The organism is Novosphingobium sp. PC22D, assembly GCF_002556635.1.
Taxonomy (GTDB): domain Bacteria; phylum Pseudomonadota; class Alphaproteobacteria; order Sphingomonadales; family Sphingomonadaceae; genus Novosphingobium.
The window spans coordinates 646,270-672,172 of the sequence record NZ_MWMO01000001.1 but is presented as its reverse complement, the minus strand read 5'-3'; the positions used below and the strand labels follow the sequence as shown (position 1 = coordinate 672,172).

Annotated in this window: 20 protein-coding genes; 5 read left to right on the top strand and 15 right to left on the bottom strand. The window is 65.1% G+C overall.

Going from position 1 to position 25,903, the window contains the following annotated elements; genetic code table 11:
* Positions 1–6: 6 nt before the first annotated feature.
* From B2G71_RS03145 to B2G71_RS03130, 4 genes are all read right to left on the bottom strand, one after another.
* A complete protein-coding gene (locus B2G71_RS03145) occupies positions 7–489 on the bottom strand; it encodes a type VI secretion system tube protein Hcp (RefSeq protein ID WP_168176230.1) in 483 nt (160 codons plus the stop codon).
* A gap of 97 nt (positions 490–586) precedes the next feature.
* Positions 587–2,077 carry a type VI secretion system contractile sheath large subunit gene (tssC, locus tag B2G71_RS03140; protein WP_098104270.1) on the bottom strand — a complete coding sequence of 497 codons (1,491 nt, stop codon included), beginning with the start codon at positions 2,075–2,077 and terminating at the stop codon, positions 587–589.
* 54 nt (positions 2,078–2,131) lie between these two features.
* On the bottom strand, positions 2,132–2,671 hold the full coding sequence (gene tssB, locus B2G71_RS03135; RefSeq protein WP_098104269.1) for a type VI secretion system contractile sheath small subunit: 540 nt from the start codon (positions 2,669–2,671) through the stop codon (positions 2,132–2,134).
* A gap of 147 nt (positions 2,672–2,818) precedes the next feature.
* Entirely contained in the window at positions 2,819–3,808 is a 990-nt protein-coding gene (locus B2G71_RS03130; protein WP_168176229.1) for a type VI secretion system ImpA family N-terminal domain-containing protein, read from the bottom strand.
* Positions 3,809–4,110: 302 nt separating this feature from the next.
* On the opposite strand from B2G71_RS03130, the gene tssI reads away from it, so the two are divergent.
* From tssI to tagH, 3 genes are read left to right on the top strand one after another with little or no spacing between them, the layout of a single operon-like run.
* Entirely contained in the window at positions 4,111–6,153 is a 2,043-nt protein-coding gene (gene tssI / locus B2G71_RS03125) for a type VI secretion system tip protein TssI/VgrG (RefSeq protein ID WP_098104267.1), read from the top strand.
* Positions 6,154–6,184: 31 nt separating this feature from the next.
* Positions 6,185–6,730, top strand: a complete 546-nt coding sequence (locus B2G71_RS03120; RefSeq protein ID WP_141521482.1) for a hypothetical protein — start codon at positions 6,185–6,187, stop codon at positions 6,728–6,730.
* Between the two features lie 42 nt (positions 6,731–6,772).
* On the top strand, positions 6,773–8,242 hold the full coding sequence (tagH, locus tag B2G71_RS03115; protein WP_098104265.1) for a type VI secretion system-associated FHA domain protein TagH: 1,470 nt from the start codon (positions 6,773–6,775) through the stop codon (positions 8,240–8,242).
* A gap of 36 nt (positions 8,243–8,278) precedes the next feature.
* Here the strand turns inward: tagH and B2G71_RS03110 are convergent, their stop codons facing one another.
* From B2G71_RS03110 to tssK, 6 genes are read right to left on the bottom strand one after another with little or no spacing between them, the layout of a single operon-like run.
* Entirely contained in the window at positions 8,279–9,073 is a 795-nt protein-coding gene (locus B2G71_RS03110; protein ID WP_098104264.1) for a protein phosphatase 2C domain-containing protein, read from the bottom strand.
* Positions 9,060–9,623, bottom strand: coding sequence for a type VI secretion system-associated protein TagF (tagF, locus tag B2G71_RS03105; RefSeq protein ID WP_168176228.1), 564 nt, complete (start codon positions 9,621–9,623; stop codon positions 9,060–9,062). The genes B2G71_RS03110 and tagF overlap by 14 nt, the downstream gene beginning before the upstream one ends.
* Positions 9,620–10,228, bottom strand: coding sequence for a type VI secretion IcmF C-terminal domain-containing protein (locus B2G71_RS24440; protein WP_240529978.1), 609 nt, complete (start codon positions 10,226–10,228; stop codon positions 9,620–9,622). Before B2G71_RS24440 ends, tagF begins: the two co-directional genes overlap by 4 nt.
* Positions 10,207–13,146 carry a type VI secretion system membrane subunit TssM gene (tssM, locus tag B2G71_RS03100; RefSeq protein WP_240529977.1) on the bottom strand — a complete coding sequence of 980 codons (2,940 nt, stop codon included), beginning with the start codon at positions 13,144–13,146 and terminating at the stop codon, positions 10,207–10,209. The genes B2G71_RS24440 and tssM overlap by 22 nt, the downstream gene beginning before the upstream one ends.
* Entirely contained in the window at positions 13,143–14,861 is a 1,719-nt protein-coding gene (gene icmH / locus B2G71_RS03095; RefSeq protein ID WP_098104262.1) for a type IVB secretion system protein IcmH/DotU, read from the bottom strand. The genes tssM and icmH overlap by 4 nt, the downstream gene beginning before the upstream one ends.
* A 41-nt stretch (positions 14,862–14,902) precedes the next feature.
* Entirely contained in the window at positions 14,903–16,282 is a 1,380-nt protein-coding gene (gene tssK, locus B2G71_RS03090; RefSeq protein WP_098104261.1) for a type VI secretion system baseplate subunit TssK, read from the bottom strand.
* A gap of 257 nt (positions 16,283–16,539) precedes the next feature.
* Here tssK and B2G71_RS03085 point away from each other — a divergent pair, with 257 nt between their 5' ends.
* Positions 16,540–17,868 carry a M23 family metallopeptidase gene (locus B2G71_RS03085; RefSeq protein ID WP_168176227.1) on the top strand — a complete coding sequence of 443 codons (1,329 nt, stop codon included), beginning with the start codon at positions 16,540–16,542 and terminating at the stop codon, positions 17,866–17,868.
* 30 nt (positions 17,869–17,898) lie between these two features.
* Here the strand turns inward: B2G71_RS03085 and B2G71_RS03080 are convergent, their stop codons facing one another.
* Positions 17,899–18,183 carry a PAAR domain-containing protein gene (locus B2G71_RS03080; protein ID WP_206049266.1) on the bottom strand — a complete coding sequence of 95 codons (285 nt, stop codon included), beginning with the start codon at positions 18,181–18,183 and terminating at the stop codon, positions 17,899–17,901.
* A gap of 310 nt (positions 18,184–18,493) precedes the next feature.
* On the opposite strand from B2G71_RS03080, the gene B2G71_RS03075 reads away from it, so the two are divergent.
* Complete coding sequence (locus B2G71_RS03075; protein WP_141521480.1) at positions 18,494–19,009, top strand: hypothetical protein; 516 nt, start codon at positions 18,494–18,496, stop codon at positions 19,007–19,009.
* 55 nt (positions 19,010–19,064) lie between these two features.
* On the opposite strand, the gene treY is transcribed toward B2G71_RS03075, so the two are convergent.
* From treY to B2G71_RS03055, 4 genes are all read right to left on the bottom strand, one after another.
* On the bottom strand, positions 19,065–21,533 hold the full coding sequence (gene treY, locus B2G71_RS03070; protein ID WP_098104257.1) for a malto-oligosyltrehalose synthase: 2,469 nt from the start codon (positions 21,531–21,533) through the stop codon (positions 19,065–19,067).
* 64 nt (positions 21,534–21,597) lie between these two features.
* Positions 21,598–23,307 (bottom strand): malto-oligosyltrehalose trehalohydrolase, encoded by a 1,710-nt coding sequence (treZ, locus tag B2G71_RS03065; protein WP_098104256.1) that lies wholly within the window; start codon positions 23,305–23,307, stop codon positions 21,598–21,600.
* Positions 23,307–25,424 (bottom strand): glycogen debranching protein GlgX, encoded by a 2,118-nt coding sequence (gene glgX / locus B2G71_RS03060; RefSeq protein ID WP_098104255.1) that lies wholly within the window; start codon positions 25,422–25,424, stop codon positions 23,307–23,309. The genes treZ and glgX overlap by 1 nt, the downstream gene beginning before the upstream one ends.
* 8 nt (positions 25,425–25,432) lie before the next feature.
* The gene (locus B2G71_RS03055; RefSeq protein ID WP_098104254.1) at positions 25,433–25,753 is read right to left on the bottom strand and encodes a DUF2934 domain-containing protein; all 321 of its coding nucleotides are present in this window, start codon (positions 25,751–25,753) and stop codon (positions 25,433–25,435) included.
* Positions 25,754–25,903: the final 150 nt, after the last annotated feature.

Genomic DNA, 25,903 nt, shown 5'->3' with positions numbered 1-25,903 from the left:
ACTCGGTCAGCCGCCCTCCTGCTTACGGAGATTGAACTGCGCGTCGACCATCGCGATGCGATTGCCGTCGTTGGAGCGACGCTCGAACTCGATCTTGAAGCTCGTGTAGCCGAAGGTGACGCTTTCGGGAATGAAGGCGCCCTGGCCGGCGCCGCCCGACGTCATGTAGGACGTGACGATCACATGCTCGAACACTACGTCGAAGATGATCCTGTTCTGCCCGTTGGCCATGGCCGTCTGGACCAGCCGGATCTTGTCGAAATGCGTGCCCGTCGCCATTTTCTCGATGATGATGCCGGTGGAGGCATCGACGAATTTCTCGACCGAGAGATCCTGGAAAGCGACCTTGCCTTCGGTGCCGGCGCGGCCGCCGGTCTGAAAGGACCCGGGCTGGCTGCCTCCCCAGGCGTAGGAGGTAAGCTCGATCCAGTCTTCGAAGCCAGCGATCTCGATCTCACCTTTGACGGCGCCGTCGTTGATTTTAAGCATGATATTCGGTTTTTCAGCAAACATAGCCATCTCGTACTCCTAAGTCTGACGTAGCCGCAGGCTACGTGATCCAATCAATGGCTTCTGATTCTTGCGATCACGATTTCGGCAAGCGCGACACCATGCTCAGTGAGACATCCATGCCTTCGAACTGGTAGTGCGGGCGGAGCATGAACTTGCCTTTGTAGTACCCGGGGTTTTCCTCGTCCGCGACGACCTCGATCTTGGCGCCCCGCAAGGGTCTTTTCGCTTTTGTCGTCTCGCTTGAGGAATCCGGGTTGCCGTCCACGAAAAGCGCGATCCAGTTGGAGAGATCGCTCTGCAACTGGGCCCGTTCGCGCGTTCCGCCGACCCAGTCGCGAACCATGCATTTGAGGTAGTGCGCGAAGCGGCAACTGGCGAAGATATACGGCAGCCGCGCCGACAGGTTCGCGTTGGCGGTTGCCGCGGGATCGTCGTACTTCTTGGGCCGATGCACGGTCTGCGCGCCAATGAACGTCGCCTGGTCGGTGTTCTTGCGATGGATGAGCGGCATCATTCCGGCGTTCGCGAGTTCCGCCTCGCGGCGATCCGAGATCGCGATCTCGGTGGGGCACTTCATGTCGATCCCGCCGTCATCGGTCGGGAAGGAGGATGTCGGAAGGTCTTCCAGCGTACCGCCGGATTCGACGCCGCGAATGCGGGTGCACCAGCCATAAGTGTTGAACGCCTCGGTGATGCGCGTGGCCATGCCGTAGGCGGCGTTCAGCCACAGGTGCTTGTCGTGATCGCCGCCGGTATCTTCCTCGAAATCGAACTCGTCGACGGGTTCGGTTTTCGCGCCGTATATGCGCCGGCCGAGGAAGCGCGGCATGGTGAGCGCCATGTAGCGGCTGTCTTCGGAATTGCGGAACGTGCGCCACGCCATGTATTCCTGCGCCTCGAAGATCTTGCCGAGATCGCGCGGATTGGAAAGCTCGGTCCAGCTTTCCATGCCGAACAGCGACGACTTGGCGGCGGCGATGACGGGGGCGTGCGCGGCGGCACCGATCTTCGAGAGGCCTTTCATGACCTCGAGGTCGGGACCGCTGTGATCGAAGTTGTAGTCGCAGACGAACGCGCCGTAGGGTTGCCCGCCCAGTTGGCCGAACTCGGATTCGTAGACTTTCTTGAAGAGCGGGCTCTGGTCCCAGGCGGCATCGCGGAACTGCCGGAACATCCGGCGGCATTCCTCCTTGCTGATGTTCATCACCCGGATCTTCATGTCCTTGCCGGTCGATGTGTTCATCACAAGGTAGTGCAGCCCACGCCAGGCCGATTCGAGCTGCTGAAACTCCGGGTGGTGAAGGATCAGGTTCATCTGATCGGACAGCTTGCGGTCGATCGCGGCCCGCATGGCGTCGATGGTCTCGTAGACGTCGTTGCCCAGTATGGTGGAATCGCTCAGCGCCTGCTGGGCCATGGTCTGGACGGCCTGCTGAATGCGATTGCTGCGCTCGTCCGAGGAAGGCTTGAATTCCTTCTTGATCAGCGACGCGAAATCATCGAGTTCAATGGCTTCGCTGGCTGGGGCCCCTTCGGCACCCTGCTCAAGTGACCGGTCCGCCATAAAAGTGGTATCTCCTAATCCAAGATCGAATCCCTCGGCGCGAAGGCCGCGATGTCAGCCCTCTTCGACTTCTCCCGAGCCCGAATCCTGATCGTCTTCTTCACTGGCCCGCCTTGCTGCCGACAGCGACTTGAGCAGGTCGGGATCCTTCAGGATCCTGTCGAGCAGATCCTGCGCGCCCGCCTTGCCGTCCACGAACGAAAGCAGATCGTTGAGTTCCTGCCGGGCCTCCAGCAGCTTCACCATGGCCGGTACGCGGCGGGCGATTTCGCCTGGGTCGAAATCCTTCATGCTCTTGAACGTCAGATCGACGCCGAGCTTCCCTTCTCCGGTCAGGGCATTGTCGACCATGAACGCGGCGCGCGGCGCGATCCGCTCCATGCGCTGGTCGAAGTTGTCCATGTCGATTTCCATGAAGTCACGATCGGGAAGAGCCTTTTTCTCGACCTCGCTCTTGCCCGAAAGGTCGGACAGCACGCCCATCACGAAAGGAAGTTCGACGGTCTGCTTCGCGCCGTAGGTCTCCACTTCATATTCGATGTGGACTCGTGGAGCGCGGTTTTCTCGGATAAAACGCTGGCCGCTCTTCGCCATTTCGCACCTCTTCGGCAGTTAACTGGCGCGGCTCGGGTACGATTCCTTTCCCCAGCCCCCGCGGCAGTCTACGTCTTGGCCATCGATTTACAACAATTAACCGTCGGCAAGACCAAAATCGGCCAGCGAAACACGTACCTAGCACCTTTAGTCATTTTGTTTTGACGCGAGCACAGCCCTGGCATCCTCGAGACTGCGCGGCACAATGTCCTCTATCAGCCTGAGGAAATCGAGATTGACCCAGCCGCGCACGCGCATCAGCGACACCGGTATCGGACTGCCCGGTTCATAGTTGCGGTAGTAATCTATGATCAGATCGAGCGCCTTGATGACTTCATCGCGATTGGCGATCTTTCCGGCCAGCCCCTGCCGGGGAGCGACGGCATCGCCGTTCGCCGTTGGAGCGGCCTCCTGCGCGGTCTCCGCGGGCGTTTCCTCTTCGACCCCGAGACCGGCAAAGTGCACCAGCGCCTTACGGGTCTCGCTCAGTTGCAGATAGAGCCTGTCGAATGCGGTACCCGATTCAGAGCTGCCGGCCCGTTCGACGAGGATCGCGTCCACCTGTTCTACGAGCTGGCGAAGACCATCGAGCCGCGCGACCAGTTCCTCGAAGTACGGCTTGCCCAGATCCTCCACGGCACTTCGGAATTGCCCGATGTCGGCCGCCCCGCCGCCGCTCTCGAGGAAGTTCTCGATATCCTCGGAACTGAAGGACCCCAGCCTTTCGTGCGTGACCAGCGGCATGCGTTTGAGGGGGAGCAGGAATTCCCGGTAGCCGACCAGAGAGTCGCACGGCGCCTTGCGCCCCTGGAATCCGTATTCCGCGATGGTGGGGTGAACGCTGTCCCAAAGGCTGTCGAGAAGCGCATGAAGTAGCTGCGCACCGAGCACGATATTCTCGAAATTGCCCTGCTGCGCGCTGGCGCGCATGAAGTAGACGGCCAGCCAGACATCCCGGGTCTTGCCGGCTTCGGCCTCGATCAAATTGATGATGTCGCGCCAGGCGACAGGTTCCGCGTTCTCGTCCGAGGCCGTATCGAACGCCTGCTCGATCAGCGCGCGTTCGGCACTGTAGCTCAGGTCCTCTCCGGCGGGGTTGTCTTCGGAAAGCGGAGCAGTGAGTGCGGCGATATCCAAGACAATCCCTTCCAGTTTCGGCCTGGCGCACGAAGGGTAAGGCCGGGCATGGGCACAGGTTTCCCGCGTGGCACCGCCGCTAAAGCGGAGTGCCCGCGTCGAGATACTATGCATATCGGCTTAAGCTAGCAAATATTCCGGGTTCGCGCAGTTGGAGTGCCGGGCAGTCGATTGCGATGGGGATTGCGCGCAATGGCAGAATTTGGTTGTCTGCCTTTACAGGGATTCCAGGAAGAGCGTCGTGATAGGCATTTCCCTGATGGCGTCCCGATCGCAACTCCTGCCGAACGGAGAGCTTCAGCATGGTAGAATCCAAGCAGCGCCAACTGCGCTTGAAGATCGACCTCGGCGGCGAGCAGGTGGATATCGTCAGGATCAGGGGGACCGAGGAAATCGCCCGGCCCTTTCACCTGACGGTCGAGATCGTCGCGCCTCTGGGCGAGGTCGACATGCTGCCCCATCTATCCAAGGCCGTCGTCGTGAGCTGCTACGAGGACGAGAAGTTTCTTCGGCATTTCCACGGACTTATGGTCGACGCGCGCATGACCAAGGAAACCGAGGCGGGCCACAACTATGCGCTCACTCTCGTTCCGTGGACGGCTCTTCTCGATCAGAACGTCGACTATGCGATCTATCAGGACAAGAGCGCCGTCGAGATCATCCGCGAAACGTTCGAGCGGGCCGGCATCTCGGACTTCGACCTCGACGGCCTGACCAAGACCTATGACAAGCGCGTCTATTGCGTCCAGTACGCGGAAAGCGATTTCGCTTTCGCTACGCGGCTGATGGAAGAAGAGGGAATCTACTACTACTTCGATCACCGCGAGGATCGTCACATAATGAAGCTGTGCGATTCCCAATCGACGCATCCCACGGCCGATCCAGAATATCTGGAATACAACCCTACGTCGGAATCCATCGTGTTGGTGACTTCGGACATGCGCGCGTCCGAGGGAATCGGCTATCATATGGTGACCAATTGGCACGAGCACGTGACCAGCAACCTGCGCAGCAAGGTGACGGTGCGCGACTATGATTTCGAAAAGGCCGACAGGCCCGTTGAGGCCCTTTCCAGCTCGGACGCGGACCATCCCAACGATGACCGCGAAGTCTACGTCTATCCCGGCAATCTCGTCGAGGAGGCGCGCGCCCGGCATCTGGGCGAGGTCCAGTTGGAAAGCCACCGCAAGGCGCGGCAGGTCTTCAGCGGCGAAAGCCAGTCGACCACATTGACCGTGGGCAGCCATGTCGAGGTGGGCAATCACCCCCACGCCCGGATGAACACCAAGTATCTCCTGACAAAGACCTATCACAGTCTCGTCGCAGAGACCTACCGTTCGTCATTGACGGAAAAGGACGAAGACCTCTTTCACGTCCGGTTCGAGGCGATTCCCGCCAGTCGGCCGTACCGGCCCGATCGCACCGTGCCTCGCCCGATCGTCCGCGGGCTGGAATCCGCTGTCGTCACCGGCCCGGAAGCCGAGGAAATCTTCACCGACGAATGGGGGCGGGTCAAGGTCCGCTTCCACTGGGACAGGTCCGGTTCTCCGGGCGAAACCTCGACATGCTGGATACGCGTTTCCCAGACGGGCGGCCTCGGCAACCTCATCCTGCCGCGCGTCTCGCACGAGGTTCTGGTCGATTTCATCAACGGCGATCCCGACCGGCCGATCGTGGTGGGGCGTGTCTTCAATAGCCAGCACAAGCCGATCTACCCATTGCCGGAACACAAGACCCGGGCGCTCTGGCGAACCAAGCGCTACGGCAATACCGGACAATATCCCGAGACCCGCGAGCTGGACACCGGAAAGCCCGGGGTCAACGAACTGCGCTTCGAGGACAAGGGCGGGAGCGAGGAGGTCTTCATCCACGCCGAGCGCGACATGAACACGCGCATCCGCTTCAACGAGACGCTCCATGTCGGACACGATCAGGAAATCATGGTCGGGCACGATCGCAAGCTGGAAGTCGGCAACGACGAGACGATCGATATCCAGAACGACCAGCAGCGGAAGGTCGCCAACGACCAGACGCTGGAGGTCGGACGGGACCAGAAGGAGGATATCGGCTCGACCCGGGAAGTCGGAGTGGGCCGATCCGATACGCTCGAGGTCGGCCAGGACCTTACGATCAAGGCGGGGACCACGATCAAGATGGAAGCCGGCACCTCGATCGAGTTCAAGGTCGGCATGACGACGATCAAGATCGACAACATGGGCATCCAGTTCAAGGGTCCCAAGCTGACCCTGAAAGCGGATGCAATGCTGTCCGCCTCGTCGATGATGACCGAAGTCAAAGGAAGCGCGATGCTGACCGAATCGGGCGGCATCGTCATGATCAACTGACGTGCCCGGCTCGGAATTCCGGACACCGCCCGTGTCGCGCTGGACAACCGTCCAATGGACCGAGAGCCGGCAGATTCTCGATCTGCTGGAATGGGATGCGCTCGAAGCCGGACTGGCGTCCGGTTCGGTCGAGGACGGCTTCGCGCAATTGCGGGAGCGGGGAAGCAGCAACGAGGCGGTCTTCTACCTTGCCGCGGCGCTCCCGCGCTTCGAGGCCGTGCGCTGGGGATGCCGTTTTCTCGACGAACTCTCGCGGACCGACCGTCTGTCGGCTCCCGACCAGCAGGCACTCGATTCCGTGCAGCGCTGGATCGGAGAACCCGTCGAGGAATTTCGCAGGGCCGCTCTGGCCGCTTCGCAACGGGCGAGCGAAGACAGTCCCGAGCGTCTCATCGCTCTGGCTGCGTTCTTTTCCGGAGGCAACGTATCCGCGCCCGACCTCCATCCCGTCGAGCCGCCCCACCATGCCGCCGGTCGCTTCGCCGGTGCGGCGATCCTGGGAGGCGTCTATCGCAACGGCCCCGATCCGGTACGGCTCCAGCGCGCCTTGCAGTTGGGCGAGGAACATGCACTATAGAGCCATCCTGCACCCGCCTGCGGCCCGGACGGCGCATTTGGCATGACGCTCACACTCAACATCCGGAACGTAGATCAGCTCAGCAACGGGCTGCCCGGCGAGTTCGTCCTGTCGCGGCGAGGCGCGAAGATCGGCCGCTCTCCGACGAGCGACTGGTGCCTGCCTGATCCCAACAAGTACATTTCCTCGACGCACTGCCAGCTTCATTTCGCGGACGGTTTCTACTGGCTTGAGGATCTGAGCACCAACGGGACCTTCCTCAATGGCGCGGCCACCCGGATGAATGGGCGCCGACGGCTGGAACACGGCGACCAGATCCTCATCGGTCAGTACGAGATAGAAGCCTTGCTGACGGGGGAAGCCGCCGCGGCATTCGACTCCGAGCAGGCCGAGCAGGTCGCCCGCGCCGAAAACGAGCGCTGGGGAGGATGGTCGAGCCTCTACGAGGAGACGCAATCCGCCGGCGGCCCAAGCGGCCCGCCGCCGGGCGGCGATCCGGGGCCAGCCATGCCCGGTTCGGTTTCCGCCCCGTCCTTCGGAGAAGACTGGACACCCTCGCAGCGCGCCCCGGACCCGCTGAAACAGTCGGTCTGGGCCGGTCAGGCGCCAGACCGCATGGCCGCGTCCGACTGGTCGGGCGAAGCCGGGGCATCGCGTGCCAGCCGTCCAAGCGACGCCTGGGGCGAACTGGCGGAAAGCTACGTGGTCGACTGGGCCCGGGGGGGCTTCAACCAGCCGAACACGCGAAACGCCGATCCGCTTGGCCTCGCCAAGCCCGATCCGGGCCGCGATCCGCTAAGCATCCCGCTTGGGCCGGCGCGGGACGAGGTGGGCAGGGCCGCACCCGCCCCCGATCCGCGCAGCTTCGGCATCGCCGAGCAATCGCCCGATACACCCGCTTCGCCGCCGCGGAACCACGTCCAATCCGCCACGCCCGAAACCCAGGACAAGCGCGTGGCCGAAGCCCTGCTCGGCGGGCTCGGACTCGACAGCGAGGCATTGGGTCTGGAGCCGGACGTTCTGGCGGAACGCGCAGGCATCCTGATGCATCGCATGGTCTCGGGCCTGAAGATGATGATCGAAGCCCGAGCCCGGGCCAAGCAGCAACTGGGCGCGGAGGGCACGAGCTTTTCCTACGACGACAACAATCCGTTGAAATTCGCGCGCAATGTCGAGGATGGCCTGGCCCAGTTGCTCAAGGACCCCGAGCGCGGTTTCATGGACGGCATGCGCGCCGTGGAAGACGCCTTCCAGGATCTCCAGGCCCACCAGATGGCGACGCTCAAGGCCATGCAAGGGGCCCTGGCAGCCACGCTGGAGCGGTTCTCTCCCGAAGCGATCCGCGAACGGGCAAGTGGAAGCGGCATCCTGCACAAACTCCCCGGAACGCGCGAGGCGGCGCTGTGGAAAGCCTACGAGCGCGAGTTCTCCGGGGTGGCGCACGGTTCCGACGAAGCCTTCATGGACGTGTTCGCCAAGGAATTCCGCAAGGCCTACATGGACAACAGCTAACGGCCTCGCGAGGTCAAAGTGAACGGCTCGGGCCGCTCAAGCCGCCCCGGGATCTTGCGCCGCGTCGGCTTCACCAAGAACACCATCGACTTCGGTGATCATGAGCTGCGTGGGCTCTCCCACATCGACGGCGACGATCGAGACATTGTCGGGCGCCCCGCGTTCGAGCACCTGTTCAAGCAGGGTCTCGACCGCCTTCCGGGTATCCTGACTTGCGAGGACGGCGGCGATTTCCTCGTCGGAAAGCTGGCCGGTGAGGCCGTCGCTGCACAGCAGGAAGACATCTTCGGGAAGAGCCTGATCGACCACGATGTCAACCTGCACGTCGTCCATCACGCCCACGGCCCGCGAAAGCATGTTGCGCATCTCGTGTCGCGCGGCCTCGGCCGGGTCGAGCGCGCCTCGCTCGATCATTTCCTGGACCAGCGAATGGTCGGTGGTGAGCCGAATGAGCTGTCCGTCGCGAAGAAGATAGGCGCGGCTGTCCCCGATCCAGAGAATGGCGAAACGATCGTCGGAGATATGCAGCGCCACGACCGTGCTGCCCATCTGCTCGCCGCGCTCGCGGGATTCCGTGAAGATCACGCGGTTCGCCTCATGGATGCTGTCCGCGAGGGCGTGGCAGGCCTGATCGAAATCATCGGGCACCGCGACGTCTGAAAGGAACTCGGAGATCTTGGCCGAAGCCCATTCACCCCGCGAATGGCCGCCCATGCCGTCGGCGACGGCCCAGATGTTCGCGAGGGGGCGTTCGCAGACCGCGTCCTCGTTGACCTGACGCACGTTCCCGCAGTGCGTGACGACGGCTCCTGCCAGCTTAAGTTGCTGCATCTTCGTCCTCGTCCTGTGTCAGCTCCAGCATCAGGGTGAAGAGTTCGGAAGGATGCCCTCCCTCTATCCGCTCGACAAGTGCGCCATCGACATCGACCACCCACCATTGCGGCGCATCGAGTTGCGCGGGCGCCTCGATCGCCGGAGCCAGGCCGGCATCGGGCCCCCGCTCGAGTTGCGCCATGAGTTCGTCCGATCCGTGCCCTTGCGCGATGGCGGAATAGAGGCATGACAGCACATGGACGGCGGCGGGCACGGCGCTCTCGCAAGTGGGCACGATGATCGAGGCGAAGACCGGGAACCGCCTGCCGGCCCGGTCGATCGACGGACTGATCGCCCCCGCCTCGAAGCCATCGGCCGCCGGTGCGACGAAATACCACGGCGCGGCCCGGTCGAACCGCTCGCTCCAGTCGGCGGGAAAGCGTTCCTGCGCCCGGGCGAGCGAGGATGCCATCCAGCCGTCGAGCAACGCCTTTCTGCTCGCGCTCATGCCCCGGGCGATGAAATCCCCGTGCGCGGGGAGCTTGCCGAACAGGCAAGCCGCGGTCACAGCGCGGTCGGGCAGCGGAACGACCACAGTCCGCCGCGGCTGAAGGGGTTGCTGGAACCGGGCAGCCCGACCGCGAACTTGGCCGATTGGCCCGCGCGCGTGAACGTGACGGTGATCGAGGTCTCGCCGGTGTTGGCCATTTCGCCCGCGTCCATCAGCCGGAACAAGGCCCAGGGACCTTCCGTCTCGATGCGCCCCACTTCCTCCGGTTCGGGACGCGGACTCTGCGCTTCGCCTCCCTCGCCCGAGGCCGGAGGCGCTGCGAAGAACGCCACATGCGCTTCCGGCAGGCTGCCCGCGCCGGCCCAGGCGACGTTGCGAGCGCCGCCGCCGGGCTGGGCGAAACGATAGGTGGTGCCGCCGGTCGAAAACTCCACCGCGCTGGTTTCGGGAGACTTGGAGACCAGGCTTATCTTGAGAGGGACCCCCGAGATGAGCAGATCGCGTATCTTCTCGGCCTTGGCGAAGCTCTGCGGGCTGGCAGGGTCCAGCGTCGCCGTGAGCGGGTCGTCGCGAACCCAGCGCCACACCGGACCTTCGCGGTCTATCAGGCGATCGAGCCGCTCGGTGACGAAGCCGTCGATCACGCCCCCGACGCCGAACACCCGCTGGATATCGGCGAGCGAGGCATCCTCGTCCGCCTTTCCGAAAAAGGGTATTTGTCCATGGCGACCTCCCGGCACGCCGGCATCACGGATTGGGTGTAGGCGTCCGTGATCGCGCCCGTGGCGGCGCTGATCCGCGCGGTGCTGCCGCGCTGCGTCGCTTGCTTTACGAATTCCTGAAGCTGCGGAGGCGCGCCTGCCGCCGCCGCCTGCACTTCGGCGATCGCCGTGGCTGCGTTTGCCTGGGTCGCGTCGGCGCCCCCTCCCCCGCCGATCGAACGCGCGGCGATGATGGCCTTGCCTGCGTCCTTGAGCGCGGCGACGAATTCATCGATTTCACCGCGACTCTCCCCGTCGCCCACATAGTCGTGGACCGGTTTGAAATAGTTGGTGATCTCGCTGGCGGCATCGAGGCCGCTGGGGCCGTCGCCTGCGACATCCTGCGCAAACCGTCCGATCCGCGTGCGGCTGAGATTCCTTTCCAGCACCCGCTCTCCGGCCTGCTGGACCCCGCCTTCGAAGGTCGTGTTCTTGCGCAGTTCGGACAAGACTTTCTTGAGTGGCGACGGGCTCTTCGTGATCGCCCCGAACGCCACCGGATCGCTGAAATAGCTACCCGGCTCGAGCACCGCGATCGCGTTGTCCCAGGCCGCGATATAATCGCTTGCATAGAGGTTGGCGATGCCCGGGCGAAGATCGCCAATCTCTGACAGGAGCCCTTCGTTGTTGGCGTCGGGACCGAACATCCACAAGTCATTGCGCAAGTCCGCCGCGACCGTCGCAAGACCGACCAGATAGGATCGCTGGTAGCCGGTACGCGTGAAGAAGAAGGGGATCTGTGTCGACATCACCCGTTCGGGGTCGGCGAAGGCCAGGGCATCACCCTGGGACAGGACATTCGCCATGCGCCACGGCGACTTTCCGGCATTCGCCTTCTGGCGCATCAGCGCATAACCGCGCTCCGCCGCCGACAGCGTGAGAATGCTGGCTCGCGAGGCGGCAACCAGTTCACCGTCGAGCGGCGCCTTGCGACCGGCCCACACGGTGGTGATGTTCGGGTCGGTCAACAAGGCCTTGAGATGCGCGTTGAGCTGCTGGCGTTCGCGCGCCCGGTCGGCCCCCGGGTAGACCTGGGTCGCCCAGTCGCGCGTCACCCAGGCTTCCACCGCGTCCTTGTCCATGGGGCCGCGCCCGCCGAGCATCAGGTACGCCTTGAGTGGTTCGTAAAGCGCGAGGGCATCCTGGCGATTGGTGCGCATGTAGTCCTCGAGGCGCAGCAGCAGGCGCGGCAGCACCACGCGGCGAAGGGCGTCGCGATAGCTTTCGGCCGCCTGGTCGGCGAGGCCCTGCTGGAAGAGCCCGAAACGCATGCTCCATGGCGGGCCGCCCTCGAGCTGGCGAGCATAGCCGTAGGGCAGGTTGCGCAGCGCATTGAGCAGCGGAAGCGTGTCGGCGAGATCGGCATCGCTTCCGCGGACCTGGCGCAAGTCTATGCTGCGTTCCGCCTTGATGGCCTCGGCGGCGGAAGCCTCGCGGACCAGATCGTCCTGAAACCCGCGATTGCCGAAAAAGCTGACGCCCCACGCCACCAGAATCAGCGCGCTCGCGAGACCGATCGCGCCGAGTATCGACGCCAGCACGGCGCGCTTGCGGGCCTGCGCCCTGGGATCGGTGACGACGAGGCCGGCCTCGGGAATCATCACCTCGCGCAGCAGGCGGCTCAGGAAGTAGGCGCGGCCCTGTTGCGGATTGGAGACGTTCTGATCGACATCGTAGACCTCGGCCATGCTCGACATGATGCGATCGAGCGGTGTCCCTTCCTGCACGCCGCTGGTGAAATAGAAACCACGCAACCTGCCGGTCTGGCTCTCGGGAGCGGACAGCACGGCGCCGTCGATGAACCGCATCACGCGGGCGCGGATCGACTGGAGCTGCGAGGGAAAGCCCAAAATGAGGCTCCGCCGGGCCTGATCGGGCTCTTCCAGCAGTCGCTTCGCCTGTCTGTCGACGGCGGCTTGCGTCATCTCGTCGAACGCGCGCGCGATCTGGTCGGCGCCATAGCGGCCGGCGGCATAGTCGAAGGTCGATCCCAGGACGGCGCGGCGACCCTCGACGTCGAGGTCGGCGAAGTATTCCGTCATGCCCGCGAGCAGGTCTGACTTGGTGATCATGACGTAGACCGGCGGAGCGACCTCCAGGGTGCGGCGCAACTCGGCCAGCCGGCGGCGTACCGCGGCGGCGTGGTAGTCGATGCGGGCGCAATCGGCGGCGACGAGTTCGTCGACGCCGATCGCCACGATGATACCGTTGACCGGCTGCAGCGGCCGATGCTTCCTCAGCAGCGAAAGAAAGCGCCCCCAGCCCCGCCGGTCGACTTCCTCGTCGGAGTCCTGGGAGGTGTACCGGCCCGCGGTGTCGACCAGCACCGCCTCGTCGGCGAACCAGAAATCGAGGTTGCGGGTCCCGCCCAGCCCCTTTGCCGATTGCTCGGCGAAGGGAAAGCGCAGCCCGGAGTTGAGCAGCGCCGTGGTCTTGCCAGCGCCCGGCGGCCCGATGATCACGTACCATGGGCGCGTGTAGAGATAATTGCGCCGCTTGCCCGTCGCCTCGCGCAAGGACGCGAGCGCCTTGCCCATGCGCTCGGCAAGCAGCTTTTCCTCCTCGTCGGCGGCGGACGGCGGATTGAGTTCCTCTTCCAGCGCCCGCGCCGCCTTGCGGGCCTTGCGCAAGCGCAGGAAGACGAAGATCAGCCAGACGAAGATCACCGCGCCCGACAGGCTCAGCCGGATCCATAGCGGCTGCATCCGGGCCACGACCATCGGCAGGCCCACCGACAGGACCAGGCACGAGATCACGACCAGGGTGATCGTGAGAACCCACCAGTTCCTGAATATCCGCCTGAAGAAAGAGCGGATCATTGAACGCCCTCGTTCGAACGGCGCGGGACGACCACTTCGACCCGGCGGTTGAGCGATTTGCCTTCCTCGGTGTCGTTCGACGCGACCGGACGCGACTCTCCGAAGCCCTTGGGCTCGATCCGCTGGGCGTCGGTGATTTCCTCGCGAAGAATGCGCGAGACCGTTTCCGCGCGGGCCTCGGACAGCGCCATGTTGTCCGGGAACGCAAGGTTGCCCGAGATCTTGTCGCTGTCGGAGTGGCCCTCCACCGTCACGAAGCCGCTCTTGTCGCGCTCGATGGCCTGGCCGATGCGCCGGAAAAGCGCCTCGCGCCCCGGTTCGAGCTGGTCCGACCCGGACCTGAACAACTGGCCCACGGTCGTGCGCACGCGAACCGTCTGGGCATCCTCCTCGACCGTCACCAGCCCCTGGTCGATTTCGGGCTTGAGGAAGCGGCGCAGCCCCTGCGCCTGCGCGCTCGGCCCTTCGTCGGGCAGCGCCGAGGCCTCGCGCGACATCGTCAGCGGAGCGCCTTCGTTGATGCCGGTGAGCCGGTCCCACGGGGCTTCGCCGGAAAGCAGCAGGATCAGCCGCAGGACGATATAGACAAACAGCAGCAGTCCGGCCGCCGCCGCCAGCGCGAGCAGCACGTAGTTCCAGAAATTGACCTGCGTGGCCGGCGCGTTCTCGCCACGCCAGCGCGGCGAAAGCTCGGACATCGAGATCGAGCGGACATGCTCGAGAGCGCCGTTCAGGCGCGTCATGATCTCCAGCAAGCGCTGGCGGCCGTCGGGCATGCGCCGGAAGCGGCCTTCGAACCCGGCCGCGATGCAGGCGTGAAACAGCTCGATCAGATCGTAGTTCTCGCGCGGACTGCGCAGCAGGTCGTCGACAAGCTGCCAGAACCGGTCGCCGCCGATGTTCTCGCGGAAGAACTGCACCACCATCGAACGGCGCGCCCATTCGCCGCCGTCGGTCTGCGAATAGGCAAGGTTCTGCGCGATATCGTCGATCGTGGCGCAGACCGCGTACTTGGCGCGCTGCTTCTGCTCCTCGGTGTGGCGGGGCGAAGCGAGGATCGCCCTTTCGAAACGGGCGATGGCGGCCGTCACCTCGCGATGGAACTGCTGCATCGGCGCCCGCACCCGCCCGGCGCGGATCGAAGCGGCGAGCGACAGCGCGGGAAGCGCTTCGTCGAGGATGAGGTTGCGAACCGCGCGCGGCTCATCAGGCAGGGGAACGTCATCGTCCGCGAGCCGCGATGGCGCCATTCCCGGCGGCGGGAGGTCGACGGGGCCGGAACGACCGCCAACGGTGGCCGGGCCCGGCGGCGCGTTCCAGGGATTCGTCTGCGGCGGCGCCTGCTGGCCGAAGCTCGCCGGATCGGGGCGCGCATCGAGCCCGGCCCGTTGCGAGCTGTTGCCCCATTTGTTGTCGGCCGGCGACGGCTGCGGCGCGCCCCATCCCCCGCCTTCGGCCGGCGGCGGGGGCGGAGCACCCCACGCGTTGCGCTCTGGCCCGGCCTGCGGCGTGGCCGGCGCCGGAGACGGGTTGCCCCAGCCGCCACGCCCCTGCCCGGGCTGCGGCGGAGGCGGTGCTTGCGGCGGTGCACCCCACCCGCCCGCGTCGGGGGGCGGCGGGGCAGGCTGGGGGCCGCGTGCGTTTTGCAGCGGCGATGGCCGGAAGACGGTCTTGTTCCGGTCGCCCTGCCCTTTATCGCCCTTGCCGTCGCTCATCGGTCACCACGGCCCTGCACCCAGCGGCGCAAGCGGCCGCTTCAGCTCCTTTCGCTTTTGACGCACCAAAGCTCGAGTTTGAGGTCGTGCCAGTCTCCCGCGACATGCATGCACAAGGCCGGGGTCGACTGAAACTCGTCCCATTCGGGCACGCCGCGATCCAGCTCGAAATAGACATACCCCGGTAGCACCCGGATCTGCGGCGGCGGCGTGGGTGTATGGCGGATGGGAACGCCGACGAGCGAGGAATCCACCATCGACTGGATCTTCTGCAGCGTCGCGATCTTGACCACCGAGGGAAAGGCGGCGCGGATTTCCTCGACGTTGGCGAGCGCTGAGACGGCCAGGAAAAAATAGCCGGTGCGAAACTGGCTGTGGTCAGTGATCGTGGCGGCGTAGGCACCCGGACCGACCTGCTTGAGCGGGAGTTGCACGGCCGAGCGCTCGAAGACCGCGGAGAGCATCGACTGCAACAGGCTGTAGACGACCGAGAAGCACGTTTCCGGGTTTTCATGATCGTAGCGCGGCAGCGCCGGCGGCTTGCGGTCGGACCGGATCAGCGTCGCCAGTTCGCCGGCGAAGGACCCCAGCGACTGGTAGAGCCGCTCGGGATGGATCATCGGCATGGCCTCGAGGTGCTGCAGGTGCGGTATCCATCGGTTGAGCGCCTGGAGCAGCAGAAAGCTCGCGAAGGTTTCCGCGCCGCCCTCGGTCGCCTCGACGGCGCGCAGGGCGAGTTCGCCGGCCCGCTGCTCGGCGCGGCCGATGATGTCGACGAGGCCGCCCTGCAGCGCATGCGACGAAGCGATGTCGAGCGTGGGCGGAATATAGCGGCCATCGAAGCGCACCGCCTTGTTCTCGACTTCGCGTATTCGGGCGAGGCCCAGCGTGATGCGACCGTAAAGCTGCTCTCTGGAAACGCCGAAGCGCAGATTGGGCCGCCCGAATTCGAGCTGCTCGACAATGCGCTCGTCGGCGAAGCTGTCGAGCACGTCATCCTCGTCGACCACGAAGCGGGCGTCGACGGCGCGGGGCTCGCGCGCCTCGCAGAATTCGAGCGCGCCGTCCTGCTGCGCGGGAATCGTCAGGCTGACCAGCGCGTCGCGAGCATCGGCGGGAATGTCGATCGGTTCGGGCGGGGGCATGGAGCCGGGGATGGAGAACGGCGTGCCGTCGGGCATGATGCCCGAGCAGCGCGAGACGGCGAACTTACCGATCGATGCCAGATCCTCGTCGATGACGAGTTCGGTCACGCCCCAGTTCCAGGGCTGCGCGGCGTTCAACCGCATGTTCAGTAACGCGGTGAAGTGCCGATCCTGGGCCTGAAAGTGATGCGGACGCAGGAACATGCCTTCCCGCCACGCAACTCGATTGCTTTGCGACAAACGTCCACCCCCAGTGTGGTCCTGCGCAAGGAGCATAGCACCTTCGACTGTATGCGAAAGTGCTGAATCCCACGAAGAATAAGCTTTACAAGGATTAGACTCGCCTGAATTCGATGGTAGTTGTCCCGCTCATGGTGAAGAGACCTGGCAACGACGGGAATTTCGATCCGCGTACCTGGCTGAAGCCGGGAAACGACGCTGACGAACTCCCGGCGAGACCTTCTTCCCTTTCCGACGAAAATTCGTTCGACCCCAGGACCTGGCATCCACGTCAGACCGGATCGAAATCCTCATTGGATCACGAGTCGCGAAGTGGCGAAGCGGACCCGCCGTCTCGCGGCAAGCGGGTGCTCACGAACCCTGTCCCGCTGGTCGCCGTCGCGGCCTTGGTTGGCGCTTGCCTGTGGTGGTGGACGGTATCGGGAGGGTCCCGCGCGGACCCGGCCCCGCCGTCAGCCGGCGATCCGGCGCTATCCGGCGAGACCCGCGCCCCGTCCCTGGCCGCGAACGACCAGGTTCCGGCGGGGCAAGGCAATCGCCGCAGGCTCAGGCTGCTTTCGCGATCGGACGTCGCCGCCTCGCTGACGCGAGCCGGCATCGACGGCGAGACCGCGGCGCGAGCGGCCGACCTCGTTTCGCGCACCATCCCCGGCGGCGAGGAGATCGATCTGACCATCTCGCTGGCGAATGCCGCGCCAGAGGACAAGCCGGCGCTCGAATGGCTCGAGGCGAGCGTAACCGATGGGTCGGGGGTGCGCATAGAGCCGGGACCGGACGGGCTGACCGCTGCGATGATCAAACCCTCGCTGACGCGAAAGGTGACGGCCGTGCGCGGCGAACTCGATACCGACAGCTTCTATACTTCGGCGGTTTCGGCCGGCGTCGTCGACAGCCTCATCAGCGATTTCGCGAATGCCTTCAGCTTCGACTTCAATCTCCAGTTCGAGGTGGAACCGGGCGACGTCTTCGAAGTGGCCTATGCCGAAACCGTCAATCCGCGCGGGGAACGCGTCGGCAAGCCCGGCCTGCTCTACGTCTCGCTCACCACGGCGGACAAATCGAAGGAACTCTACCGCTTCAAGCCTCCCGGCGAGAAGGAAGCGGGATGGTACGATGCGAACGGCACGAGCACGGTGAAGGCACTGATGCGCACGCCGGTCGACGGCGCGCGAATTTCATCCAAGTTCGGCTACCGCAAACATCCCATCCTGGGATACAACAAGCTCCACGGCGGGACCGATTTCGCCGCACCGAGCGGCACGCCCATTTTCGCGGCGGGCGACGGCGTCGTCGAGTTTGCCGCGATGAAGGGGGCGAACGGAAACCTCACGGTGCTGCGACACGATACGGGCTGGCGCACCTTGTACCTGCACCAGTCACGGTTCGCGCCCGGAATGGGACCCGGTATCCGGGTCAAGCAGGGCCAGGTGATCGGCTACGTCGGCACGACCGGACGATCGACGGGCCCGCACCTTCATTTCGAGGTGCACATCGACGGCAAAAAGGTCGATCCGATGAGCATCAATACGGGCAAGAGCAAGCGGCTCGACGGCGCGGCCCTAGCAGCGTTCCTGAAGACGCGCGACGAAATCGACAAGGCGCGCGCCGCCGCCGCGAGCTGACCGACCGGGACGCTCGCCCGGCCAGCCGACCTATCCTCCCGACATGCCGATCAGCACCGTCGGGTATCCGGTTATGATCGTCCCGCCCGCTCCGGTGAGGTCGGTGATCCGGGCTGCTGGCATCTTGCCGACGATCACGGTCCAGGCGCCAGTCACGATCGGATCGGTGCCCGCCGTGCAGGTGCACACATCGGTGATGCGCGCCTGCGGGAGCTTGCCGGTAAGGACCGTGAAGCACCCGGTGGCGATCGGCCCGGACGGGCAGATCGGGCATGCGTGCAGATCTGTTATGCGCGCGGCGGGCATGCCTACCATTGGCGGCGCCCGCGATCCGCGCCTGACAGACCGGCTTCAGCTTTTGTCTGCATCAGGCGGGCCCCTCTCGCTCTTGCGCACCGTCGCTGCCGGCACTGATACGCCACCAGAAGACCAGCGCAACATCGTTTTGCGACCGACACGGCCCAAGTCGCCGAAATCGACAGGTATATTACTCTCCTTTCCCCGAGAATAAAATGCGCGAGACACTCGCGCCGCGACAAGGCCGGACAATTACGACTTCGCAACTTCGATTCGATTTGATTGGGACTCCCTTTGGAGTATGCTTCTCTTTCGCGGGATGGATGGGATGGAGCAGGCCATGGATATTTATGGTTATATCACAGGCAAATACGCCATCGACGACGCGAAGGCCTTGAAGGCGGCCTGCGATCAGACCGTAGAGAAGATCGAAAAGGCGAAGTGGGTCTGGAATCAGGCTAACTCGGGGAACGACACGGTCGCCATTGCCACGTTGGAGAAGGCTTCAAAGGCACTGAAGGGAACTTCCAGCGCAATCGGCAAGGGAGAAAGCCTTTATGGCGCCTATGGGACGCTCAAGCGTATTCGGGCGGCCCACAAGGTCTTGAGCGACCCGCACGCGATCCGGTTCAATCGCGAGGCGGCCATTCCCGCGATGGCGACACTGATCAACGAATTCGGGATCGTCGCGAGCAACTTTCCTCCGCCGGCGAACCAGTATGGCAGGGCGCTGCAGGCAGTCGCCAAAGCCCTGGGACCCACGGTGAACATGCTGGTCCCGCAACTCCGCAAGAACCAGGCGCATATCTGGAGCCAGCTCGGCTTCAGTATTGCCGCCCAGTAGGAGCGGGTCTCCGGCCTGTCAGACGCATTTCGATATCGTGGCGCGCGCCGATATCCTATGCAATATCGAACCAGACGCAGGACTGCGCAAATGCCGTAGCGGCGCAAAGAGGCTCACGGTCCGGCAACAGGATGCGCGTCGTCGCCCACCATTGCGCCGGGACCCGCGCTTCCTCGCCGGCGACGAGCGCGGCACCGAGCCGGATTGCCACCGCGACGACGAGGCGTTCGTCTCCATGCCGGCGTTCGAACGCGAGGACATGGTCCGCGCGTTCGCCCTCGACTTCGAGCGGGCGGTAAACGCCCTCGGCAAACAGCGCCGGATGATCGCGCCTCAGGTTCAGAAGCCCGGCGATCAAGTGCAGTTTTTCCGTGCTTGCGACGTCCGCGCCGTTTTCGAGTGCGGCGCGGCGGCGCTCGTAATCGACCGCGCGGCGATTGTCGGGATCGACCAGGCTGTAGTCGAGCAATTCGCAACCTTGATAGGTGTCGGACACGCCGGGCGCGGTGAGTTGCAAGGCGACTTGCGCAAGGCCGTTGGCCCGCGCGGCGGGTTCGATCCGGCGGACGAACGCGGCGATGTCATCGCGCGTCGCGCGCAATTCCGGCGACGTCAGCAAGGCGGCGGCGAGATCCTTGCAGCGCGCTTCATAGTCCTCATCGGGCGCGACCCAGGAGGAACGCAGCTTCGCCTCGCGTAGCGCCTTCTCCTGCCAGGCGTGGATCCGCGCGCAGAAGCTCTCGGGGTCCGCTGGCGCGCTCTCGTCCCAGGCGCCGACCAGCGTTTGCAGCAGCATGGCGGCATCCCCCCGATCGATCTCCTCGGCAAGTCCGGCAAGGCTCGCCAGCCACCGCGTGCAGGTCGCGGTCCAGAGATCCGGGACCGCACTCAGCACCGCCAGCCGCGCGCGGGCATCCGGGCCGCGCTTGTGGTCGTGGGTCGCAAGCGAGAGCAGCGCGGCCGGCTCCACTCGCGCGCGCCGCTCCATCGCCGCGTGGAAGGCCTCGACGCTCATGACCGGGTGCGCGGGATCGGCCCCCACTTCGTTGAGCGAAAGCAGCGCGCCGTAGCGGTAGAACGCGGTATCCTCGACCGCCTTGGCGGCGATCGGCGCCGAGAGCTGCTGGAACCGGCGCACGGCGTCCGCTGCCCGCACCGGATCGCCCGGGCCGCGTCCCGCCAGCCAGTCGAGCACGAGATCGGTCACCGCCGCCTCGCCGGGGGGCGTAAGCGCACGCGCCGCCTCGCGCGCCGCCGCACGGATCGGGCCATCCTCGGGAGGTGCGTCGCTGCCCGTTCCATAAGTCCGGTAGACCGGAAATACCGATACGAGCCGCTCGATCGCCCGCGTCAGCATGCCGCGCGTCACCCAGCCCAGCGAGGGCGTGTCCGCGGCGAGAGTAACGAAACTGTCGGCGCAGGAGGCAAGCTGTCCCGAAAATTGCCAGGCGAGAAGCTGCGGCCTGGCAAGCGCCTCCTCGGCGGTAAAATCGCCCCATCTGCCGCTCAGGTCCTGCCAGAAGCGGCGGAGTGGGACGATCCCCGCCGGATCGTGGAGCACTCCGCCGGCCTGCGTCATGAAGTCGTAGCCGCTGGTGCCGGCGATGCCCCAATCACCGGGCAGCGTCTCGTCGGAGGCGAGAATCTTCTCGACGACGACATAGGGGGTACGCGTTGGATCGGCCTCGCGCATTGCAGCGTCGAGGCGGCGGCAATACCCGGCGGGGTCGGTCAGCCCGTCGATGTGGTCGATGCGCAGGCCGTCGATTAGGCCCTCGGCGTAAAGGCGCAGGATCAGGGCATGCGTAAGGGCGAAGACGGCCTCGTCCTCGACGCGCACGCCGGCAAGCTCGTTGATCGAGAAGAAGCGGCGCCAGTTGAGTTCGTCGTTCGCGGTGCGCCAGTGCGCAAGGCGATAGTGCTGGCGCGCCGCGAGCGCGGCAAGCGCCCTGCGGCCCTGCGCGCTTGCCGGATCGTGCGCGGCGATAGCCTCGCTTGGCTCGGACTGCCGGATCGGATCGTCCGGGCGGACGGGAAGCGGCGTCTCGCCATAGAGTTCGAGCGTCAAACCCGCGTCGGACGCGATCAGGCGCAACTGCTCGTGCGCGATAACTTGGTCGAGCCCATCGCCGAGGATGGGCAGCAGTATCGGCGCGCGCCAGTCGATATCGAAGACGCGGGCGTATTCGCTCTCCTCGCCCTTTTCGAGCACGTCCTGCCACCAGGGGTTCTGTCCAAGAGCGATCCCCATGTGGTTGGGGACGATATCGAGGATCAGGCCCATCCCCCGCGCGTGGAGCGAATTGACGAGCGAGCGCAGCCCCGCTTCTCCGCCGAGTTCGGGATTGACCCGGGTCGGGTCGACGACGTCGTAGCCGTGGCGCGAGCCGCGAACCGCGGTCGTGATCGGCGAGGCGTAGAGATGACTGATGCCCAGCGCGTCGAGGTAGGGAACGATCCGCTCGGCATCGGCGAACGTGAAGTCCTCGTGCAGTTGCACGCGGTAGGTGGCGCGGATGGTCATGGCTTTCGCTCCCGCCCGATCGCGGCGATACCATCGACGGCGGCACAAGCAGGTTCGCGAGCGATCACGGGTCCTGCCTCCATACCGTGATGCTGGCGGGCTCCCTCGGCGATCCCGAGGCGAAGATCGGCTGGCCCGGGGCACCCACGAACGAGGCAGGTCCGTCGCCGAAATTGATCGCGATTGTCAGGATGCTCGCATCGCCAAGCCGCCAGCGTGCCTCGACGGCGCCTGCCGCCACGACCCGCGCGCCAAGCGATACCGTCCCGGCAAGCCGGGGAACGACGTGCTCGAAACGCAGCGACAGCAGGCCCCGGACAAAGTCTTCCCAAGCATCGGCATCGGGTCCAGGCCGGGGCTGCGATGCAATGAAGGTCGCCTGTGCATTGGGATCGGGAATGGCGGTTCTAGCCGCTTCGTCGGCGAAATCCGCGAAGCCCGAGAACTCGCGGCGGCGGCCCTCGCGCACGGCCTCGGCCAGCTCGTCGTGAAAATCGGTGAAGAACAGGAACGGCGTGCGCGATCCCGATTCCTCGCCCATGAACAGCAGCGGGATCTGCGGTGACAGGAGCAGCAGTGCCATCGCGGCGCGCAGGGGCTCGGGCGCGACGAGCGTCGTCAGCCTTTCGCCGAAGGCACGGTTGCCGATCTGGTCATGGTTCTGAAGGAAATTGACGAACGCGCTGGGCGGCAAATGCGCGCTCGGCGTGCCACGGGGCGCGCCCACGCCGTTTCGGGTCGGCTCACCCTGATAGACGAATCCTTCGGCCAGCGAACGCGCCAGCCGCTCGGTCGTCTCCTGTGCGAAATCGGCGTAATAGGATTCGCGTTCGCCGGTCAGCAGCACGTGGAGCGTGTTATGGAAATCATCGTTCCACTGCGCATCGTAGAGGCCGGCGCAAAGGCGCGCCGCGTCGTTCGCCTCGTTTTCGAGGACCAAATGCACGTGCCGCTCGGGCGGAAGGGCTGCCCGCACGCGCTGCGCGAGTGTATCGAGGAAGCCGGGGTTGCCGATCGCGTGAACGGCATCGAGGCGCAGCCCGTCGAAGCCGTAGTGCTCGATCCACATGCGCGCATTCTCGCAGAAGAAGTCCGCGACCGCCGGCTCGTCGACCGCGACCGCCCCACCCCATGGGGTATCGATCTCGGAATGGAAGAACCGTGGCGCGTAAAGGCCGAGGTAGTTCCCGTCGGGGCCGAAGTGATTGTAGACCACATCGAGCAGCACCATCAGGCCGAGTGCATGCGCGCGGTCGATCAGGTGGACGAGTTCGCCCGGCGTCCCGTAGGCTTCGAGCGGTGCGAACGGAAGCACGCCGTCGTACCCCCATCCCCTTGAACCGGAAAACGCGGCGATCGGCATAAGCTCGATCGCCGTCACCCCGATGCGGGCGAGCCGTTCGAGTTCGGCCTCGACACCGGCGAAACCGCCCAGCGCGCCGACATGGACTTCCATGATCACCGTGTCCTCCCAGGGACGTCCGGCCCACGCCATGGGGGCGGGCCTCGCGGTTTCGGTGACCACGCTCCACCCGTGCACCCCGCCCGACTGCGCGCGCGAGGCGGGATCGGGAACCTCACGTCCGTCGGCCAGCGCGAAGCGATAGCGCGTGCCGGGCCCGGCGGGCGCCTCGATCGCATACCAGCCGTCACCCACGACCGGCATCGCGACAGGCGCGCGGTCCTCGACGAGGAGGGACACGCTCTCGGCACCCGGGGCCCAGAGCCGGAAACACCAGCGGTCCGGAGCGACGCGCTGCGGACCCCACCGCATCACGTCGGCACGGCCTTCATCCGCGAGCGCACCAGCGCCGCACTGTGCGCGGCGAGCGTGTAGCTGTCCTCCAACGGCGCGTCCTCCAAATCCGGCTGCGCGCTGTCGATGAGCAGCATGAGTTCATCGTAATCGCCCGGGAAACTGAACGCGATCTCGTCGTCGCTGGCGTTGAGCAGAAGGTTCACCGATTCGATGCTGCCGTCCTCAAGCGCGATGGTCCGGCGCATCAACAGCGCCCGGCCATGGGGATTGTCCCAGTCCTCGGGCGAAAGCGCCTGCTCGCGCTCGTCCCACCATTCGATGTCGTTGACGCCATGGCCGGGCGAATCCTGCCCGTAGAGAAAGACCGGCGCGCGCAGCACTTCATACTGCCGCCGCAGGGCAATGAGCCGCGCGGTGAAATCGAACAGCGAGGCTCCCGCGGCGCTGTCGAGCAGTGACCAGTCGATCCAGCTCAACTCGCTGTCCTGGCAATAGGCGTTGTTGTTGCCGTGCTGAGTGCGGCCGAATTCGTCTCCCGCCACCAGCATCGGCGTGCCGAGCGAGGCAAACAGGGTGAGCAGCATGGAGCGGCTGACGCGCGCGCGGGTTTCGAGGATGTCGGGATCGTCGGTCGGACCTTCGACGCCCCAGTTGCGCGACAGGTTGTTCTCGTGCCCGTCGCGATTGTCTTCCTTGTTGGCCTCGTTGTGGCGCTCCTCGTAGGCGACGAGATCGGCCAAAGTGAAACCGTCATGGCTCGTCACGAAGTTGAGCGAGGCCCACGGGCGCCGCGCCCGGCGATCGAAAATGTCGCCTGAACCCGAAACCCGCGAGGCGAGTTCGGCGCGCCTGCCTTCGTCGCCGCGCCAGTAGCCGCGCACGGTGTCGCGGTACTTGTCGTTCCATTCGGCGAACCCGGGCGGAAAGTTGCCGAGCTGATAGCCTCCCATTCCCACGTCCCAAGGTTCGGTGATGAGCTTGAGGCGCCCGAGAACGGGGTCCTGGCGCAGCACGTCGAAGAACCCGGCGCTTGGATCGAAGCCGTGCGGCGTGCGTCCGAGCGTGAGGCCAAGGTCGAAGCGGAAGCCGTCGATGCCATAACTGGTTGCCCAGTAGCGAAGCGAATCCGCCACCATCTGAATGACGCGCGCGTGATTGAGATTGAAGGTGTTGCCGGTGCCCGTCTCGTTCAGGCAGTAGCGCGGATTGTCGGGCATCAGGCTGTAGTATGTGGCGTTGTCGAGCCCGCGCCAGCAGAGTGTCTGGCCGAGTTCGCTGCCCTCGCAGCTATGGTTGTAGACGACGTCGAGTATGACTTCGATCCCGGCCGCGTGGAGACGGCGGACCGCGATGCGCAGTTCGTCGTGCGTCTCTCCCGCGAAATACGAGGGCTCGGGCGTGAAGAAGTTCAGCGAGTTGTAGCCCCAGTAATTGCGCAAGCCGCGTTCCTGCAGGAAGCGGTCCTGAACGAAGGCATGGATCGGCAAAAGCTCGATCGCCGTCACGCCAAGCTTGTGCAAGTGATCGATCACTTTGGGATGCGCCAGCGCGGCGAAGGTGCCGCGCTCCTGCGGCGGCGCCTGCTCCAGCAGTTTCGTCAGCCCCTTGGCGTGGGCTTCGTAGATGACGGTCTTCGACCAAGGCGTGGCGGGCCGTACGTCCCGCGACCAGTCATAATGATCATGGGTGACCACGCATTTGGGCATGGCGGGCGCGCTGTCGCGCCTGTCGAAACCGAGATCGGCGCGCCGCCCTCGAACCGGATAGCCATGGAGAACGTCACTTTGCCGGAGCGTGCCCACCATGCGGCGCGCGTAGGGGTCGAGCAGCAGCTTGTTGGGATTGAAACGGTGCCCCTCGGCTGGCTTGTAGGGGCCGTGCGCGCGCAAGCCATAGACAAGCCCGGGACGCGCATCGGGGAGATATCCGTGCCAAACCTCGTCGGTGCAATCGGGAAGCCGATACCGCTTGACCTCACGCTTCCCGCGCGGGTCAAACAGGCAGATCTCGATCGCTTCGGCATTGGCCGAAAAGACCGCGAAGTTTACGCCGAGCCCGTCGAAATTCGCGCCAAGGGGATAAGGCAGGCCACTTTCAAGTTGCTCGGGCAGGTTGCCCGCAAGCAGATCCATCGCGGTATTCAGGCCTTCGATTTGGGCGGGGACTTGGGCGTACGCACTGGCTTGGTGGCGGAGCCGGGCTCGGCTTTGGCCGGCGCCTTCGCCGCCGGTTTCGGCTTGGCGGATTTCGCCTTGGGTCCTGTGGATTCGATCGCGGCCTTGGCAGGCTTGGCGGCAGCTTTCGCTGGCGCCTTGCGCTTGGGCTTGGCGCCCGAGGCGTCCTCGGCCTCGATCTGCTTGCTCGCCTCGGCCCAATGGTCTTCGTGGCGACCGTCGGGCTTGCCTTCGCGCTCCCAGATCTCGTGTGCCCTTTGGCGAATGCGGTCGGTCTTGTCACTCATGACGGCCCCCTCAGCTGACCAGTCGCGCCCTTGCGCCCAATGCGCATGCCGCGCGGGTCTTTGATGAACTCGGCAAGAAAACGCATCGACCCGGCACATGGTTGCATGGCGTCCGTTCGCGTCGAACGGCCAGGGTCGGCGCCAGGATCG